The sequence below is a fragment of the Falsiroseomonas ponticola genome, assembly GCF_016805305.1.
GTDB classification, from domain to species: domain Bacteria; phylum Pseudomonadota; class Alphaproteobacteria; order Acetobacterales; family Acetobacteraceae; genus Falsiroseomonas; species Falsiroseomonas ponticola.
Genome location: NZ_JAERQN010000005.1, coordinates 118189 through 133872 on the forward strand (window position 1 = coordinate 118189; position 15684 = coordinate 133872).

Sequence of the window (15684 nt, forward strand, 5' to 3'; positions counted from 1 at the left end):
CCCCTGGTCTTGCAGGCGCCTGGATGCCGGTTCCACCATGCGCGCGCAACAGCCACGGGTTTCCGTTCCCCATGCCGAAGGTCGATACCGCCCGCTTCCTCGCGGATCTGAACGAGCTGCGGAAGATCGGCGCCTACAAGACCGGCGTGCACCGCCCGACCTATTCGCCGGAGGATATGGAAAGCCGCCGCTGGCTCATGGACCGGATGCGCGAATGCGGGCTGGAACCCACCATGGACGGCATCGGCAACGTCATCGGCCGCCACCAGGGCCCGGGGCCGCATCTGCTGGTCGGCAGCCACATCGAAAGCCAGAACTACGCGGGCTGGCTGGATGGCGCGCTGGGCGTCATGGCCGGCGTGGCGCTGGCGCGCGCGGGCCTGCCCGTGGACGTCGCGGCCTGGGCGGATGAGGAAGGCCATTATGGCGGCTTCATCGGCAGCCGGTCCTTCATTGGCGAATTGCCGGAGGAGGAGATCGACCGCCTCGCCAACCGCTACCACGGCAAGCCCTTGCGCCAGGCGCTGCAGGAAGCGGGCCTGGCCGGCCTGCCGCGCATCGCCATGGAGCCCGGCCGCCACAAGGGCTTTCTCGAGATGCATATCGAGCAGGGGACGCAGCTGGAGGGCGCTGGCCAGCGCGTCGGCGTCGTCACCGGCATCGTCGCCATCTGGCAGTACCGCATCACCATCACCGGCATGCAGGACCATGCCGGCGGCACCACCATGGCGGAACGGAAGGACGCCGGCCTGACCGCGGTGCGCCTGCTGGCCATGCTGGATGAGCGCATGCCCATGGCCTGCGGCCCGCGCAGCACCTGGACCTGCGGCCGCATCGCGCTGGACCCCGGCGCGGCCTCCATCATCCCGGGCAAGGCGGAGGTGCTGTTCCAGTTCCGCGACGTGGAGGAGACGGTGCTGGCCCGGATGGCGCAGGTGCTCGAATCCTGCGTGCAGGAAAGCAACCGCCGCGAACGCTGCCATGCGGTGCTGGAACCCATGAGCCTCTCCAAGCCCGCCCTCTGCGACCCCGCCATGCAGGCCGCGCTGGCCGGGGCGGCGGAGGCGCTGGCGCCGGGCGCCTGGCGGCACATGCCCTCCGGCGCCGGGCATGATGCGCAGTACCTGGCCAAGCGCATGCCGGCCGCCATGCTCTTCACCCCCTCCATCGGCGGCATCAGCCATCATTGGAGCGAGGATACGAAGGAGGAGGATCTGGCGCTCTGCGTCGGGGTCCTGGCCGAAGGCGCGGCGCGCTACCTGGCAGGCTGAGCGCGGCAGCCTATCTGCATCCGGAACGGAGGGGATGGGCCGATGAACACGCTCGGGATCGTGGTGCTGCTGGCGACGCTGGCCTTGGGTGCCCTGGCCGGCTTCCACTACCTCACGCGGACGCGCAGGCGCTGGGTGGTGACGGCGCATCTGGTCGCCGCCATCGCGGCCCTGGCGGTGGTGGCGGCGCGCGTCGTGGCGGGCCCGCCCGGGCCGATGCCGGCCATCATCCCGCCGCTGCTCGTCGCGCTCGCCCTGGCGGGCGGCTATGGCGCCTTCCGCTGGCTGCGGCGCGGGGGCGGCGCCGTGCTCGGCCTGCATGTCGCCCTCGGGGCGGCCAGCTTCCTCGTCTTCCTGGCCTATATCCGCACGCCGTAAAGTTCCGGTAGGCTTCGCGCACAAGAAGCCTTGCGGAGGAACGACCCGTGGAAACCCCGAGCCCTGCGCGGCCTGCCGCCATGCGCCTCACGCGGCGCGCCGCATTCATGATCGGATTGGCGATGGCCGCGACCCCGGCCCTGGCGGCCGACTACCCGGCGCCCCGCGATGCCAGCTGGGTCGCGCGCGACTTCCGCTTCCACACCGGGGAGGTGATGCCCGAACTGCGCATCGGCTACACCACGGTCGGCGATCCCGGCGGCATCCCCGTCCTCGTCCTGCACGGCACCGCGGGGTCCGCCCGCAGCATGCTGACGCCGGCCTTCGCCGGGCAGCTCTTCGGCGAGGGCCAGCCGCTCGATGCCCGGCGCCACTTCATCATCATCCCCGACGCCATCGGCACCGGCCGCACCGCCAAGCCCAGCGACGGGCTGCGCGGCAATTTCCCGCGCTACAACTACGACGACATGGTGCTGGCGCAGCACCGGCTGGTGACGGAGGGCCTCGGCATCCGCCGCCTTCGCCTGGTGATCGGCAACTCCATGGGCGGCATGCATGCCTGGCTCTGGGGCACGAATTTCCCTGACTCGATGGATGCCATCGTCCCCATGGCGGCGCAGCCCACGGAGATGTCGGCCCGCAACTGGATGATGCGCCGCCTGCTGATCGAGACGGTGCGGCGCGACCCCGCCTACAACAACGGCTTCTACACGCAGCAGCCCGCCAGCCTCGGCCTTGCCAATGTCGTCTACGCCACCGGCACCAATGGCGGCACGCTGAACCTCGCTGCCATCGCGCCGACGCGGGAAGCGGCGGACCGCATCATCGACCAGCGCCTGGCCGCGCCGCCGCCGGCCGATGCCAATGACTTCATCTGGCAGTGGGATTCGTCGCGGGACTACAACCCGGCGCCGAGGCTCGACCGCATCAAGGCGCGGGTACTCGCCATCAACGCGGCGGATGACGAACGCAACCCGCCGGAGACGGGGCTGATGCAGGCGGCGATGCGCCGCGTGGCGAACGGCCAGCTGCTGCTGATCCCGGCCAGTGCCGAGACGCTCGGCCACGGCACCACCGGCAATGCGCGCTTCTGGGCGGAGGATCTCCGCCGCTTCATGGCGACGCTGCCCTGACGATCAGTCCAGCAGGGCGGCGGCGATCCTGACCAGGCTGCCGCCCGGCACGCGCAGCGCCTCCAGCACCCGGAAATGGTCGGCGCCCGGAATCGGCACGAGCGCCCCGGGTGCCTGCGCCTCGCTGCGCAACTGGTGAAAGTCGCGGCTGTGGCGGACCAGTTCCGGCAGTTCCTTCGCGCCATAGGCGATGGCCAGCGGCTTCATCACCACCGGCCGCCGCGCGGGCGACAGGTTCTGCACCTCGTCCTCCGTCAGCTTCAGCGCGGCATCCAGGTAGGTCTGCCGGATCGCCTCCAGGTCGAAGACGCCGGAGATGGCGAGCCCCGCCGTCACCGCCGGGTGTTCCAGCGCCATCGCCGTCAGATGCCCGCCGGCGGACCAGCCGGAAGCGATGATCGGCCCGGCGATGCCATGCGCCGCGCCATGGGCGGAGAGCCAGTCCAGCGCCGCGTTCACCTGCCAGCAGATGGTGGTCAGGCTGGCTTCCGGCGCCAGGGTGTAGCCGCAGAAGGCGGCGGACCAGCCCATGGCCAGCACGCCTTCCGCCAGGTGGCAGAAATCCTGCCGCCGGTTGCGCTGCCAGTAGCCGCCATGGATGAAGACCAGGCAGGGCGCATGCGCGTCGCGGCCCGGGAACAGGTCCCAGGCCTCCCGCTCATGCGTGCCGAAGGCCAGGTCCAGATGGCCGGGATGCGCGGCGCGGAAGGCCGCCGCGGCGGCGTCGCGTTCGGCGATCAGGGCCGGGCTGTCAGCCACGGCTTCCGCGTTGTTGTAGGCGCGGTCACGCTCCGCCTGGCTGGCGGCGGCCCAGAAATCCGGCAGCGCCTTCACGGCGCCAGCACCCGGATGGGATTGCCGGCGATGAAGGCCTCGATCACCTCCACCGCGCCCTTGAAATAGGCGCCGTAGTTCTGCTTCGAGACATAGCCGAGATGCGGCAGCAGCAGCGCATTCGGCGCCGACAGCAGCGGATGGGCCGGCGGGATCGGTTCCTGGTCATAGACATCGAGGCCCGCGCCCGCGATGCGGCCTTCCTTCAGCGCCGCGATCAGCGCGTCCTGGTCGATCAGAGGGCCGCGGCTGGTGTTCACGATGAAGGCGCTGGGCTTCATGGCGGCAAGCTCCGCCGCACCCACGATGCCGCGGCTGCGATCCGACAGGATCATGTGCAGCGACACCACGTCGGACTGCGCGAAAAGCTCCTGCTTCTCCACGCGCGTCACGCCGACGGCGGCCGCGGCCTCGCTGGTCAGGTTGGTGGACCAGGCGATGACCTTCATGCCGAAGGCCAGGCCGACCTTCGCCACCGCGCTGCCGAGCTTGCCGAGGCCGAGGATGCCGAGCGTCTGCCCGCCCACCGCCGTGCCGACGCTGGTCTGCCAGCTGCCGGCACGCAGGCTCGCGGCCTGGGCGGGCAGGTCGCGCATCAGGTTCAGGATCAGGCCCCAGGTGATATCGACCGTCGGCGCGCCGCTCGATGACGTGCCGCACACCGTCACGCCCTGCGCCTGCGCCGCGGCGATGTCGAGCGAGCGGTTCCGCTCCCCCGTCGTCATCAGCAGCTTGAGGTTCGGCAGCCGCCTGATCAGCGCGCCGGGGAAGGGGGTGCGCTCGCGCATCGCCAGGATGGCGTCGAAGGGCAGCAGCCGCGCCACCAGCGCATCCTGGTCCTTGATGGTGTCGCGGAAGACGGTCACCTCGACCCCCGCCGGCAGCCGGTCCCATGGCCCCATGGACAGGGCGACGCCCTGGTAGTCATCGAGGATCGCGATCTTCGTCACAGCCGTCATGCCGTTTCATCCCTGCCCGGACCGAGTGCCCGCAATGCGTTGAGCACGACGGCGACGTCAATGCCCTCCTGGATCAAAGCACCCTGCACAGGCGTGAGATACCCCAGCGCGGCGGCGATCATGCCGAGGATCGAGAGCGTGATCCCGGCGGCGACGGACTGCTTCGCGATCGCCTGGGCGCGGCGCGCGGCGAACAGCGCGGTGGCGACGCGGTCCAGGCGATCCACCAGCACCACCGCATCCGCGGCCTCGCCGGACGCGGCCTGGCCGCGTGCCGCCATGGCGATGCCGACATCCGCCATGGCCAGGGCCGGCGCGTCATTCACCCCATCCCCCACCATCAGCACGCGGCCGGACCGGCGTTCCGATTCGATGACGGCCAGCTTCCGCGCGGGGTCATGGTCCGCGAAGACCGCATCGGCGCCGACCTGCCGGCCCACGGCCCGGGCCGGCGCCTCCGCATCGCCGGACAGCAGCACCACGCGGCCGATCCCGGCGCGGCGCGCCGCGGCGATCATCGCCGGCGCGTCGGGGCGGAGCGAATCGCGGAACAGCAGCGTGCCCGCATGCCGCCCCGCGATGGCGACGGTGACGGCGGCGGTGCCGGGTTCATGCGCGGGCGCCTCCGGCAGGGACGCATGGGTGGCGACGAAGCCGCGGGTGCCGATCGCGATGGCCTGCCCCGCCACCACGCCGGAAAGCCCGGCCCCGGCGGCTTCCCGCACCGCTTCCGGCATCGGCAGGGCATGGCCGGCTGCCCGGGCCGCGGCCACCAGCGCTTCCGCCAGCACATGGCCGCTGGCCTGGTCCAGCGCGGCGGCCAGGCGCAGCAACTCGTCCTCCGTGATCCCGGGCGCGGGCTGGATGGCGACGAGGCGCGGCCGCCCCTCGGTCAGCGTGCCCGTCTTGTCCAGCACCAGGACGGAAACGCCGGCCAGGCGTTCCAGCGCCGCGCCGGACTTCACCAGCACGCCCGCCCGCGCCGCGCGGTTCATGCCGGCCACCAGCGCGACGGGCACGGCCAGCAGCAGCGGGCAGGGGGTGGCCACCACCAGCACCGCCAGCGCCCGCGCGGGATCGCCCGTCAGCAGCCAGGCCGCGCCCGCCAGCGCCAGGGTCGCGGCCAGGAAGGCCACGGACCAGCGCTCGGCCAGCCGCGCCAGGGGCGGCTTGGCGGCCGCCGCGCCCTCCACCAGCCGCAGGATGGCGGCATAGGTGCTCTCCGCCGCCGGGCGCGTCGCCAGCAGCACCAGGCTTTCCCCGGCATTGGTGGCGCCGCTGCGGGCGGGATCGCCCGCCTGGCGGGCGATGGGCAGGGGCTCGCCGGTCAGCGCGGCCTCGTCCAGCAGGGCGGGGCCTTCCAGCGCGCCATCCACCGGCAGCACCTCCCCCTTGCGGATCAGCAGGCGGTCGCCGGGGCGGATCGCGGCGATCGGCACCTCCTCCAGCCCGCCCTCGCGCTGCCGCATGGCGGTGCGCGGCTGCCGGGCCAACAGGGCCGTCATCTCCCGCCGCGCCCGGGCACTCGCGCGCGCCTCCAGCACCTGGCCGCCGGCGAACATCAGCGCCACCACCGCGCCGGCCAGCCATTCCCCCAGTGCCAGCGCGCCGGCCATGGCGAGTGCCGCCACCACGTCCAGCGCGAAGTCCCGCCGCGCGATGCTGCGCGCGATCTCCACGACCAGCGCGCCGAGCACGATGGCGGTGCCGAGCGCGAGCGCCAGGGCTGACAGGGTGGGAAGGGCGGCGAGCCGCAGCAGCAGGCCCAGTGCCAGCCCGCAGCCGGCGGCGATCAGCAGGTGCCGTTTCGCCGTCTCATCCATCGCGCAGGCTTCGCGCGGGGCGGCGTTCCTGTCCAGCCCTCAGCGGGCGAGGAGATCCCAGCGCACGGTGCGCCCGGGCCGCAGCGGCAGCGCGCCGGCCGGGCCGGCGGCCACCGTGCCATCCGGGGCGAGGATCGCGACCGGGCGCGGCTCGAAGGGGCTGTGCGGCCCGTCCGGGTCCAGCTGGTCCAGGTCGGCGGGCAGGGCGCCGAGCGGATCCACCGCCAGCGCCGCGGCCAGGCTGGCGGCCGGGGCATGCACGGCCAGGGCGCAGGTGGCGGGCGGGATGCCGGCCTCGCTGTCCGGCAGCAGCAGCGCGAATCCCCCCGCCTCATCCGTCCAGGTGACGACGCGCATCAGCCCGGCATCGGTGCTGGCGGCCAGCCGGGCGAGCGCGATGCCGCGCCCGGTGGCGTCGCGCAGCGTGCCGATCACGGCCGTCATCCCCGTCGGGATGGCGCGGCCCGGCGCCGGACGCAGCAGGACGGTGCGGCGGACAGGGTGGGACGGCACGGGCACGGGCGGGCCGCCGGCGGTCGGGCGCGGCGGGTAGCGGTCCGGCACCTCCACCATCACCGCGGCGGGCAGGAAGCGGCGCTCCGGATCCGTCACCAGGATGCGGCGCGGGCCGGGCGGCAGGTCATGGAAGCGCATCTGGCCGGAAGCCGCATCCCAGGCCGGGCGGGCGCCGATGATGCCGGCCGCCTTCATCGCCAGCCCCGCCACCGGCGGCAGCGCGCCGGGCTGGCCTTCCGCGCGGTAGGCCAGCGCGCGGATGCCGAGGATGGCCTCCCCCGGCGGCGTGGCGGTGCGAACGCCCAGGCGCCAGGGCGACTGCGTGCCGATGATGCTCATGCCGACGCACGTGCCACGGCGCATTCCCTCCGATCCGGGTCTTCCCGACCCGGTCGAACCCTAGGCGATATGACCGGGGGGCTGCAACTATCGGTTGGTATCAACTGTCCCAGGAACGAGAATTCCCGACGCAGCCTGACGCAGCCGGTCGGGCAGGGGCGTCGGCCGGCGCTGCGTGGCGCGGTCCACATAGACGTGCACGAAATGGCCCTCCGCGCTCACCGTCTCCTCCTCGGCCCTGAAGATGCCGATGCCGTAGCGGATGGAGGTATTGCCCAGGCGTTCCACGCGCAGCCCCGCCGTCACCGCCTCGGGGAAGGCGATGGGGGCGTGGAAGCGGCACTGGGTCTCCACGACCACGCCGATGACGGGGCTGTCCACCAGGTTGATCGCGCCTTCCCCCAGCAGGAAGCGCGCGACCACCGTGTCGAAGTAGCTGTAGTAGGTCACGTTGTTGACGTGGCCGTAGATGTCGTTGTCCATCCAGCGCGTCGGGATCGCCAGGAAGAAGCGGTAATCCGCGCGCGTCGGCAGCGCCTTGCTCATCCCAACGCATCCTGCACGACGGCGTTGTCGATGCAGGCATCGTAGCCCGGCGCCGTGGCGATGGCGCCGGCCCGCAGCATGGAGGCCTCGAGTGATTCATAGGCCTCGCGCGGGAAGAAGGGCGTGGGCGCCCAGAGGCCGAGCTTCCGGTAGCGCGCGATGCCGCCCGTCAGCGTCGCGCGGTCGAGGTCCGGGAAGAAGGGCGCGACGGTCGCGGCGACGATGCCGGGGTCCGTGCCCTGCAGCCAGCGCTGCATGGACGCGAGGCCCCGAATCATGCCGAGGATCGCCGGGCGGCGTTCCGCCAGGATGGCGCGCGTCGCGTAGAAGGCGGTGTAGGAGGTGGGGCCCCGGTCCGCCTGGGCATGCCACACCGCGCAGCCCTTCGCCTCCGCCTGGGTCGCGAAGGGTTCGAAGACCTGCGCGACGCCGAGCGTGCCGGCGGCCACCGCCCCGGCATTCTCCGCCATGGTCCGGCCCTGCACGGTCTCCAGCCCGGCGGGGTCGATCCCGGCCTCCAGCAGGTCCCGCTGCAGGCACCACCAGGGGGTGGGCACCTCGCTCACCACGCCGAGCGACTGGCTGCGCAGGTCGCGCAGCGTGAAGCCGGGCCTGGGCCCGCGGCCGACCAGCAGGAAGGGGTCCTTCATCACCACCGCGCCGAAGCTGACCAGCGGGCTGTCCGGGTTGGCCGCATGGTCGCGGATCACGCGCATCGGTCCGGACCAGGCCATGTGCGCGGCGCCCGACAGCAGGTTCGCCACCGCGCGATCGGGCTCCCCCACCGTGATGAGCGTGACATCGACGCCGGCGGCCGCGAAATCGCCCCGTGCGATGGCCGCGTAGAAGGGCGTGTAGAACAGGGCGCGGAAGGGCTCCTGCAGCGTGATGGCGTTCATGGGCCCGGCTCCGGCTGTAAGGTGTCGCGCGATGTGACATGATTGCACCATGCCGGAGAAGAGGGCCCCCCTGATGACGTTGTCGCGCCGACTGCTGCTGGGATCATTGGCCGGGCCGCTGGTGGCGCGCGGTGCCGCGGCGCAGGCGCCCAGGCCGCTGCGCGTGGTGGTGGCCTTCGCGGTCGGCGGGCTGACCGATGTCGTCGCGCGCATCCTGGCGGAGCACATGACGGTCACGCTCGGCCGGCCGCTGGTGATCGACAACCAGGGCGGCGCGGGCAGCACCATCGGCGCCAGCACCGTGGCGCGCGCCGCGCCGGACGGGAACACGATCCTGGTCGGCAGCGTCGGCCATGCGGCCATGTCCGCGCTCTACGCCAGCTTCCCCTTCGACCCGATCACGAGCTTCGCCCCCGTGGCGCTGGTCACGCGCCAGCCCTTCGTCGTGGCCGTCCATCCCGGCGTGCCGGCGATGGATGTGCCGGGCTTCCTCGCCTGGCTGCGGTCCCGCAACGGGGAGGCGAATTTCGGGACGGCGGGCATCGGCGCCTCCTCCCACCTCGCCGCGGAGCTGCTGCGCAAGCTGACGGGGGCGAACTTCACCGTGGTGCCCTATCGCGGCACGCCGCAGGCGGTGGCGGACCTCACCGCCGGGCGCGTGGACTTCATGATCGACAGCCAGACGCTGCTCGGCCCGCTGATGGCGGACAACCGCGTGCGGGGGCTCGCGGTGACCAGCGCGCAGCGATCGACCCTGCTGCCCCAGCTGCCGACGCTGGCGGAAGCCGGGGTCGCGGGCTACGACGCCTCCGCCTGGCAGGCGATCTACGCGCCGGCCCAGACGCCGGACGCGGTGCTGCGCCCCATCGCCGATGCCGCGGCGCGGGCGCTGCGGGACCCCGGCGTGCTGGCGAAGCTGGCGGCGGCCGGCGTCGATGCCTATGCCGACCCCTCGCCGGAAGCCGCCCGCGCCCATCTGGCGGTGGAGGTCGCGAAATGGGGCGGCCTGGTGCGGGAACTGGGCATCCGCGGCGGCTGAACGCCCGATTCGCCGCTGAGGGCGCGTGTGAAGGTCACGCGCCAGCCGTCTCTATTCCGTCATGGCTTCGCGACAAGGCTTCGCTCCGCAGGGCGGCACGGCTATAGGGTGGGGATGGCCGCGCGGCGCCCCCTCCGCGTGGTTCCCGATGCTGACGGATCACCCGAGGAACCCCCCGCCGCGATGTCCTTCGCGCCCAGCCCTTCCGCACCGCGCCTCGAGCCCTTCCGGCTGCGCGGGGCCAACTTCAACCTGCTGGTGATGCGGCTGCTGGACCATCGCGTGGAGGCGGTGGTCCCGGCACTCGGCGACCAGTTCCGCCGCGCCCCCGGCTTCCTGCGCTTCGCCCCCATCGTGGTCGGGCTGGACGACATCCAGGCCCGGCCGCATGAGGTGGATTTCGCCGGCCTCGTCCAGCAGCTCCGCGCCATCGAGATCGTGCCCATCGGCACCGTCGGCGGCACGCCGGAGATGCGCGTCGCCGCCCAGGGCGCCGGCCTGCCGCCGCTGCGCATGGCCGGCGGGCGGGAGGAGGAGGTGCCCCTTCCGCCCCCCTCCGCCGCGCCGCCGCCCGCCTACCAGGCGCCCCCGCCCGCACCCCCGCCGGAACCGCAGCCCCAGGGCATCGCCCAGGCCGCCATGGTCATCGACCAGCCCGTGCGTGCCGGCCAGCGGATCTGGGCGCAGGGCTCGGACCTCATCATCGTCGGCACGGTGAACCGCGGCGCGGAAGTGATCGCGGATGGCAACATCCACGTCTATGGCCGCCTGCTGGGCCGCGCCATCGCCGGCGGGCAGGACAATGCGGAGGCGCGGGTCTTCGCGCAGCATTTCGACCCCGAACTCGTCTCCATCGCCGGCTACTACGCGGTGCGGGAAGGGCTCGGGGAGGCACCGATCGGCAAGGCCGTCATGGCCAGGCTGGTCGGCGAGCATATGCGGTTCGACCCGCTCGGCTGAGCGGGTTTTCGTCAATCGTGGCAGCGCCCGCGGGCGCGCCGGGCAGAGAAGAAGGGCAGGGGGTCAGCATGGCGGAAGTCATCGTCGTCACGTCGGGCAAGGGGGGGGTGGGCAAGACCACGTCATCCGCCGCCTTCGCCACGGGCCTCGCGCAGCGGGGCAAGCGGACGGTGGTCATCGACTTCGACGTGGGCCTGCGCAACCTCGACCTCATCATGGGGGTCGAGCGCCGCGTGGTGTTCGACATCGTCAATGTCATCAGCGGGGAGGCGCGGCTGAACCAGGCGCTGATCCGCGACAAGCGCGTCGATTGCCTGCAGATCCTCCCGGCCTCCCAGACCCGGGACAAGGATGCGCTGACCAAGGAAGGCGTCGGCAAGATCATCGAGGAACTGTCGAAGGACAACGACTACATCCTCTGCGACAGCCCCGCGGGCATCGAGAAGGGCGCGCTCATGGCGCTCTACTTCGCGGACCAGGCGATCGTGGTGACGAACCCGGAGGTTTCCTCCGTCCGCGACAGCGACCGCATCCTCGGCGTGCTGCAATCCAAGTCCCGCCGGGCGGAGGAGAAGCGCGACCCGGTGAAGGAACACCTGCTCGTCACGCGCTACGACCCCGCCCGCGTCGAGAAGGGGGAGATGCTGAAGCTCGACGACATCCGGGAGATCCTGGCGATCCCGCTGCTGGGCGTGATCCCGGAAAGCGAGAGCGTGCTGAAGGCGTCCAACACGGGCAACCCCGTGATCATGGACCAGGACAGCGTGGCCGGCCAGGCCTACAAGGACGCGGTCAGCCGCTTCCTCGGCGAGAAGGTCGAGCACCGGTTCCTGGAACCCGCGAAGAAGGGCATCTTCTCGCGCCTGTTCGGGGGGAGGGCGGCATGAGCTGGCTCGCGGACATCTTCCGCAGCCGCAAGCCGGAGCCGGCAACGGCATCCCAGGCGAAGGAGCGGCTGCAGATCGTGCTGGCGCATGAGCGCATCGGCCGGACGCGCGAGGACTTCCTGCCGAAGCTGCAGCAGGAGATCGTGGCGGTGGTGGCGCGCTACGTCTCGATCGACCCGGGGCGGGTGAACGTCTCGCTCGATCGCGGCGGCGACATGTCCACGCTCGCGATCGAGATCGACCTGCCCGGGCCGGGCGCCCAGGGCGGCCGGCGCGCCAGCGCCTGAGGCCGGGGCCCGGCCCCTGGAGCAGGGGCCGGTTGTCCATCACGCCAGCAGATGCGCCGGCGGCAGGGCGGGCGCGCCGAGCAGCTGGACCTCGAAATCCGCGATCCCGTCGCCGGTCCAGTCCAGCTGCAGGATCCCGCCGGCATAACGGGCCTGGCCCGCGGCGGTGAACGCCGCATCGGCGATGAACTCGAAGGGCTGGCGCCCATCGATATCGGCATTGGCGTCGATCCGGCGCAGGTCGATCAGGTCCCCATCGGCGGCGCTGAAGTCGGTGATCACGTCGCGCAGCGCGCCGGCGCGGGAATGGGTGGCGTTGAAGACGAAGGTGTCGGGCCCCGCGCCGCCGGTCATCCGGTCCGTCCCCGTGCCGCCATACAGCACGTCGTTGCCGGCGCCGCCCAGCAGGGAATCATTCCCCGCGCCGCCATCCAGCGCATCGGCGCCGTCCGCCCCCAGCAGCGTGTCCGCGCCGCCAAGGCCGCGCAGCGTATCGCCGGCCGTGCCGGCGGAGAGCGTATTGGCCCCCCCGTCGCCATCGGCCAGCCGGTGCTCCGCCCCTGTCGCGACCAGCTACAGCTGGAAGGTGGCGGCGCCGGTCTGCACCACCGTCGCGGTGAAGGCCCCGTTGAAGCCGGAGAGGTCGATGAGGTGGTCCGCCACGAGGTCCGCGGTGCTGTCCACCCCCAGGCCCTTCAGGATGTAGGTGCCGTTGACCCAGACATGGTCCAGCAGCACCACCTGCCAGCCCGCATTGCCCGTGAAGCCATCCAGCCCGCGATAGGCCGGCACGACGCTCCCCGTCAGCCCGTCCTGGCGCGTGAAGTCCAGCGCCACCGTCTCCCCCACCGCCAGGTCCAGGATCGTGGCGGTGACGGTGGGGAAGGAAGCGAAGATGGGCCTGATCGCCATGGCGAAGCGATCGGTGCCGGCGCCACCTTCCAGCAGGTCGCCATCCCCGGCGGTCAGCGTGTCGTTGCCGCCGAGACCGCGCAGATGGTCGTAGCCGTTCGTGCCCGCCAGCCGGTCCGCGCCGCCCGTCCCGTTGCGCAGCGCGCGCGCGACCTGGAACACCAGGCTGCCGGTTCCCGTCTCCGCCAGGGCGAAGTCGCCATTGCCCACATCGATGAAGGTCTCGCCGACCCCGTTGCCGTCCCGGTCGATCTCCAGCCCGAAGCGCTGGAGCCGGACCTCCCCCGCCATGCCGGAGAAGGCCGCGTTGCCGATGAAGGACAGGCCCGGCAGGGCGGAGAGGTCCAGCACGTCGCCCGGCGCGAGATCCGTGATGGTGGCGCTGGCGACCTCGGCGAGCACGAAGCGGTCGGCGCCCGACCCGCCGCTGACGGTATCGTCGGCGCCGAGCGTGATCAGGTCCCGGCCCTCGCCACCCCGCACCAGGTCCGCGCCGCCGCCGCCGGCCAGCCAGTCGGACCCCGCATCGCCGGAAAGCGTATCCGCGCCGAGCCCGCCCAGCAGCGTGTCATGCCCCGCCTGGCCGCTGATCTGGTCGGCGCCATTGCCGCCGGACAGGCGATCATCCGCCGCCGATCCGGGCAGCGTGACGGGCAGGCTGTAGCCGAAGACCAGGCTGCCCGGCGTGACCTCATCCAGCGCCAGCTCGCCGCGCGCGATGGCGATGGTGATGCTCCGGTCGGCGATGGCGTCGCCATCCATGTCGATGGCGATGCCGCTGGCGGTCACCATCACCTCCCCGGCCTGGCCGGTGAAGCCGCCGCGGACCAGGCGCAGGAAGCCGGCCATGGCGGACAGGTCGATGATGTCGCCGCCCTCGGCATCCGTGATCACGTCGCCGCCGAAGGACGCCAGGCTGCCGAAGACGAAGCGGTCGTCGCTCACGCCGCCGGTCAGGGTATCGGCGCCCTCGCCGCTTTCCAGCCGGTCGAAGCCCCGGCCGCCGCTCAGCACGCTGCCTTCCGTCCCGGCGACCAGCGTGTCGTCCCCCGCATCGCCCAGCAGCGTGTCCGCGCCGGCATCGCCCATCAGCAGGTCGTTCTCGCTGCCGCCGGACAGGCGGTCATCGCCATCGCCGCCCAGCAGCGTGTCGGCATCCGCATTGCCGTTCAGGCTGTCGGCGCCCGCGCCGCCCGAAAGGCTGTCGGCGCCGATGGAGCCCAGCAGCGTATCCGCGCCGTCGCCGCCGGCCAGGACATCGTCGCCATTGCCGCCATTCAGCAGGTCCGCGCCGATGCCGCCGAGCAGCGTATCCGCCCCGTCCTGGCCATAGGCGGCGCCACCGGCCGCGCCCAGCCGCACCAGATCGTCCCCGCCCTGCGCCCGCACCGTATCCGCGCCGCCGGCGGAATCCAGCGTATCCGCGCCATTCGTCCCGCCGATCAGCCGGTTGGCGACGATGTCGAACAGCCCGCCGCCGGCCGGCACGACATAGACGCCGCCCGCCAGGGTCAGCGTCGCATCCGCGGTCTCGAGGCGCAGCGCGAAGGAGCCGTCCTCCAGCGTGACGCGCTCCGCCCTGATCTCGTTCCCGGCGGCGGAGAAGGCGCCCGAGCCGATGAAGGTGAAGCCCGCGGCGAAGGAGAGATCGAGCCGGTCCCCCGGCCGGGCATCGCCGATGATGTCGCCCGCCATCTCCGCGGCGGTGGCGAAGCGGAAGGTGTCGTTGCCGGCGCCGCCGCTCAGCCGGTCCGCATCCAGCCCACCCAGGATCAGGTCGTTCCCGTCGCCGCCGGCCAGCGTATCGCGCCCCAGGCCGCCGATCAGCGTATCGGCGCCGCCCTGGCCGAACAGCACGTCATGCGCGGCACCGCTGCCGGCAAGCGTCTCCGCGGGGTCGCCGCCGATCAGCGTGGCCATGATGGTCGATCCCCAAAGACGTTAACGAAGAGTATCGACGTTCGCTTGGCCCCGCCATCGCCCCCCGCCGGGCGGTGACGAAGCCGTGATCGGCGCGGCGCGCCTTCCCGCCCGCTAGGCCGCAGGACGGAACAGCAGGAAGCCGGCCGCCAGCCCGGCCAGGGCGGCGGCCGCCACGGCGTAGAGCGCGACATAGGGGATGATGAAGGGGGCGTAGTAGAGCATCAGCGCCGCGCCGCCCGGCCCCGCCTCCGCCCAGGCGCCGGCGGCCAGGGCGAAGGTGACGCCGATGACGCCCGGGATCAGCCCGGCCAGGACGAAGCGCTTCAGCAGGCCGAGCCGCGTCACCATGCCGCCGCGTTCCGCATGCCAAAGCGCCGCGGCGGCGCAGCCCGCCATCACGGCGGATGCGGCCACCATCACGATGCCCGTGGCCCATAGCGACAGCTGCGGCAGCAGGAACAGCCCCAGCAGGAAGAGCGCGACGTTGCGCCGCGCGGGCTGGCGCCAGAGGAGGGGCACGGTCAGCGCGGACACGGCGCCTCCCCCGCCGGCACCGGGACCAGCGTGCCATCCGCCACCAGCTGCGCGGCGGAGGCATCGGTCAGCAGCTGCGTCGCGCCGCCCGGCTCCCCGAACCAGGGCAGGGCGTAGCCCACCCGCGCCAGCAGCGGCGCCTGCACGCGATAGGCGTGGTAGGGCAGGCTGCGGCAGTCGCTCGGCAGGGCGCGGGCGCCGAAGGCCGCGCCGCGGGGGCTGAAGAAGCGGCCATTCTCCGCCCCGAAGCGGTCCAGCAGCATCCCGGGCGGCAGCACCAGGTAGGTGGCGCGTTCCCCGAAGCCGTTGTCAGGCGGCCAGCGATAGCCCTGGGGCGTCACCCATTCGCGCGCCAGGTCCGGGCGCGCGCCGGGCGGCAGGGGCGGTGGCGTCCCGGCACAGGCCGTGACGGCCAGCGCCAGCAGCAGGAAGGCACGACGCACG

17 protein-coding genes are annotated in these 15684 nt (G+C 72.7%); 7 read left to right on the plus strand and 10 right to left on the minus strand.

Annotated elements, in window-relative coordinates:
• The first annotated feature begins 71 nt into the window (after window positions 1–71).
• From JJI54_RS16170 to JJI54_RS16180, 3 genes are all read left to right on the plus strand, one after another.
• Window positions 72–1271: a Zn-dependent hydrolase gene (locus JJI54_RS16170; protein ID WP_203074055.1), complete on the plus strand. Its 1200-nt coding sequence runs from the start codon at window positions 72–74 to the stop codon at window positions 1269–1271.
• A gap of 42 nt (window positions 1272–1313) precedes the next feature.
• Window positions 1314–1649 carry a hypothetical protein gene (locus tag JJI54_RS16175; protein WP_203074056.1) on the plus strand — a complete coding sequence of 112 codons (336 nt, stop codon included), beginning with the start codon at window positions 1314–1316 and terminating at the stop codon, window positions 1647–1649.
• An 80-nt stretch (window positions 1650–1729) separates the two neighbouring features.
• The gene (locus tag JJI54_RS16180) at window positions 1730–2782 is read left to right on the plus strand and encodes an alpha/beta fold hydrolase (protein ID WP_226381847.1); all 1053 of its coding nucleotides are present in this window, start codon (window positions 1730–1732) and stop codon (window positions 2780–2782) included.
• 3 nt (window positions 2783–2785) lie between these two features.
• Here the strand turns inward: JJI54_RS16180 and JJI54_RS16185 are convergent, their stop codons facing one another.
• From JJI54_RS16185 to JJI54_RS16210, 6 genes are all read right to left on the minus strand, one after another.
• Window positions 2786–3616: an alpha/beta hydrolase gene (locus JJI54_RS16185; protein ID WP_203074058.1), complete on the minus strand. Its 831-nt coding sequence runs from the start codon at window positions 3614–3616 to the stop codon at window positions 2786–2788.
• The gene (locus JJI54_RS16190) at window positions 3613–4575 is read right to left on the minus strand and encodes a D-2-hydroxyacid dehydrogenase family protein (protein ID WP_203074059.1); all 963 of its coding nucleotides are present in this window, start codon (window positions 4573–4575) and stop codon (window positions 3613–3615) included. Before JJI54_RS16190 ends, JJI54_RS16185 begins: the two co-directional genes overlap by 4 nt.
• Window positions 4572–6398: a heavy metal translocating P-type ATPase gene (locus tag JJI54_RS16195; RefSeq protein ID WP_203074060.1), complete on the minus strand. Its 1827-nt coding sequence runs from the start codon at window positions 6396–6398 to the stop codon at window positions 4572–4574. The genes JJI54_RS16190 and JJI54_RS16195 overlap by 4 nt, the downstream gene beginning before the upstream one ends.
• A 39-nt stretch (window positions 6399–6437) precedes the next feature.
• Complete coding sequence (locus JJI54_RS16200; RefSeq protein WP_203074061.1) at window positions 6438–7277, minus strand: hypothetical protein; 840 nt, start codon at window positions 7275–7277, stop codon at window positions 6438–6440.
• Window positions 7278–7340: 63 nt separating this feature from the next.
• Window positions 7341–7799 carry an acyl-CoA thioesterase gene (locus JJI54_RS16205; protein ID WP_203074062.1) on the minus strand — a complete coding sequence of 153 codons (459 nt, stop codon included), beginning with the start codon at window positions 7797–7799 and terminating at the stop codon, window positions 7341–7343.
• Window positions 7796–8698, minus strand: coding sequence for an ABC transporter substrate-binding protein (locus JJI54_RS16210; RefSeq protein WP_203074063.1), 903 nt, complete (start codon window positions 8696–8698; stop codon window positions 7796–7798). Before JJI54_RS16210 ends, JJI54_RS16205 begins: the two co-directional genes overlap by 4 nt.
• 73 nt (window positions 8699–8771) lie before the next feature.
• Between JJI54_RS16210 and JJI54_RS16215 the strand changes: the two genes are divergently transcribed.
• The 4 genes from JJI54_RS16215 (at window position 8772) to minE (ending at window position 11871) form a co-directional block, all read left to right on the plus strand.
• Window positions 8772–9737, plus strand: coding sequence for a Bug family tripartite tricarboxylate transporter substrate binding protein (locus tag JJI54_RS16215; protein ID WP_203074064.1), 966 nt, complete (start codon window positions 8772–8774; stop codon window positions 9735–9737).
• 183 nt (window positions 9738–9920) lie between these two features.
• Window positions 9921–10697: a septum site-determining protein MinC gene (gene minC / locus JJI54_RS16220; RefSeq protein ID WP_203074065.1), complete on the plus strand. Its 777-nt coding sequence runs from the start codon at window positions 9921–9923 to the stop codon at window positions 10695–10697.
• 68 nt (window positions 10698–10765) lie between these two features.
• Complete coding sequence (gene minD / locus JJI54_RS16225; RefSeq protein ID WP_203074066.1) at window positions 10766–11584, plus strand: septum site-determining protein MinD; 819 nt, start codon at window positions 10766–10768, stop codon at window positions 11582–11584.
• Complete coding sequence (minE, locus tag JJI54_RS16230) at window positions 11581–11871, plus strand: cell division topological specificity factor MinE (protein WP_092961829.1); 291 nt, start codon at window positions 11581–11583, stop codon at window positions 11869–11871. The genes minD and minE overlap by 4 nt, the downstream gene beginning before the upstream one ends.
• A gap of 39 nt (window positions 11872–11910) precedes the next feature.
• On the opposite strand, the gene JJI54_RS16235 is transcribed toward minE, so the two are convergent.
• The 4 genes from JJI54_RS16235 to JJI54_RS32970 all read right to left on the minus strand — a co-directional run bounded on the left by JJI54_RS16235 (window position 11911) and on the right by JJI54_RS32970 (window position 15683).
• On the minus strand, window positions 11911–12444 hold the full coding sequence (locus JJI54_RS16235) for a M10 family metallopeptidase C-terminal domain-containing protein (RefSeq protein ID WP_203074340.1): 534 nt from the start codon (window positions 12442–12444) through the stop codon (window positions 11911–11913).
• Window positions 12445–14703 carry a calcium-binding protein gene (locus JJI54_RS16240; RefSeq protein WP_203074067.1) on the minus strand — a complete coding sequence of 753 codons (2259 nt, stop codon included), beginning with the start codon at window positions 14701–14703 and terminating at the stop codon, window positions 12445–12447.
• A gap of 114 nt (window positions 14704–14817) precedes the next feature.
• Window positions 14818–15240 carry a hypothetical protein gene (locus tag JJI54_RS16245; RefSeq protein WP_203074068.1) on the minus strand — a complete coding sequence of 141 codons (423 nt, stop codon included), beginning with the start codon at window positions 15238–15240 and terminating at the stop codon, window positions 14818–14820.
• A complete protein-coding gene (locus JJI54_RS32970) occupies window positions 15228–15683 on the minus strand; it encodes a TNT domain-containing protein (protein ID WP_203074069.1) in 456 nt (151 codons plus the stop codon). The genes JJI54_RS16245 and JJI54_RS32970 overlap by 13 nt, the downstream gene beginning before the upstream one ends.
• Window position 15684 lies beyond the last annotated feature (1 nt).

Bases quoted from the DNA above. Each gene is read 5' to 3' on its own strand.
- minD (WP_203074066.1), top strand. From the start codon at position 10,766: ATGGCGGAAGTCATCGTCGTCACGTCGGGCAAGGGGGGGGTGGGCAAG.
- JJI54_RS16180 (WP_226381847.1), top strand. From the start codon at position 1,730: ATGCGCCTCACGCGGCGCGCCGCATTCATGATCGGATTGGCGATGGCC.
- JJI54_RS16170 (WP_203074055.1), top strand. From the start codon at position 72: ATGCCGAAGGTCGATACCGCCCGCTTCCTCGCGGATCTGAACGAGCTG.
- JJI54_RS16190 (WP_203074059.1), bottom strand. From the start codon at position 4,575: ATGACGGCTGTGACGAAGATCGCGATCCTCGATGACTACCAGGGCGTC.
- JJI54_RS16215 (WP_203074064.1), top strand. From the start codon at position 8,772: ATGACGTTGTCGCGCCGACTGCTGCTGGGATCATTGGCCGGGCCGCTG.
- JJI54_RS16240 (WP_203074067.1), bottom strand. From the start codon at position 14,703: ATGGCCACGCTGATCGGCGGCGACCCCGCGGAGACGCTTGCCGGCAGC.
- JJI54_RS16210 (WP_203074063.1), bottom strand. From the start codon at position 8,698: ATGAACGCCATCACGCTGCAGGAGCCCTTCCGCGCCCTGTTCTACACG.
- minE (WP_092961829.1), top strand. From the start codon at position 11,581: ATGAGCTGGCTCGCGGACATCTTCCGCAGCCGCAAGCCGGAGCCGGCA.
- JJI54_RS16175 (WP_203074056.1), top strand. From the start codon at position 1,314: ATGAACACGCTCGGGATCGTGGTGCTGCTGGCGACGCTGGCCTTGGGT.
- JJI54_RS16200 (WP_203074061.1), bottom strand. From the start codon at position 7,277: ATGCGCCGTGGCACGTGCGTCGGCATGAGCATCATCGGCACGCAGTCG.
- minC (WP_203074065.1), top strand. From the start codon at position 9,921: ATGTCCTTCGCGCCCAGCCCTTCCGCACCGCGCCTCGAGCCCTTCCGG.
- JJI54_RS16205 (WP_203074062.1), bottom strand. From the start codon at position 7,799: ATGAGCAAGGCGCTGCCGACGCGCGCGGATTACCGCTTCTTCCTGGCG.
- JJI54_RS16195 (WP_203074060.1), bottom strand. From the start codon at position 6,398: ATGGATGAGACGGCGAAACGGCACCTGCTGATCGCCGCCGGCTGCGGG.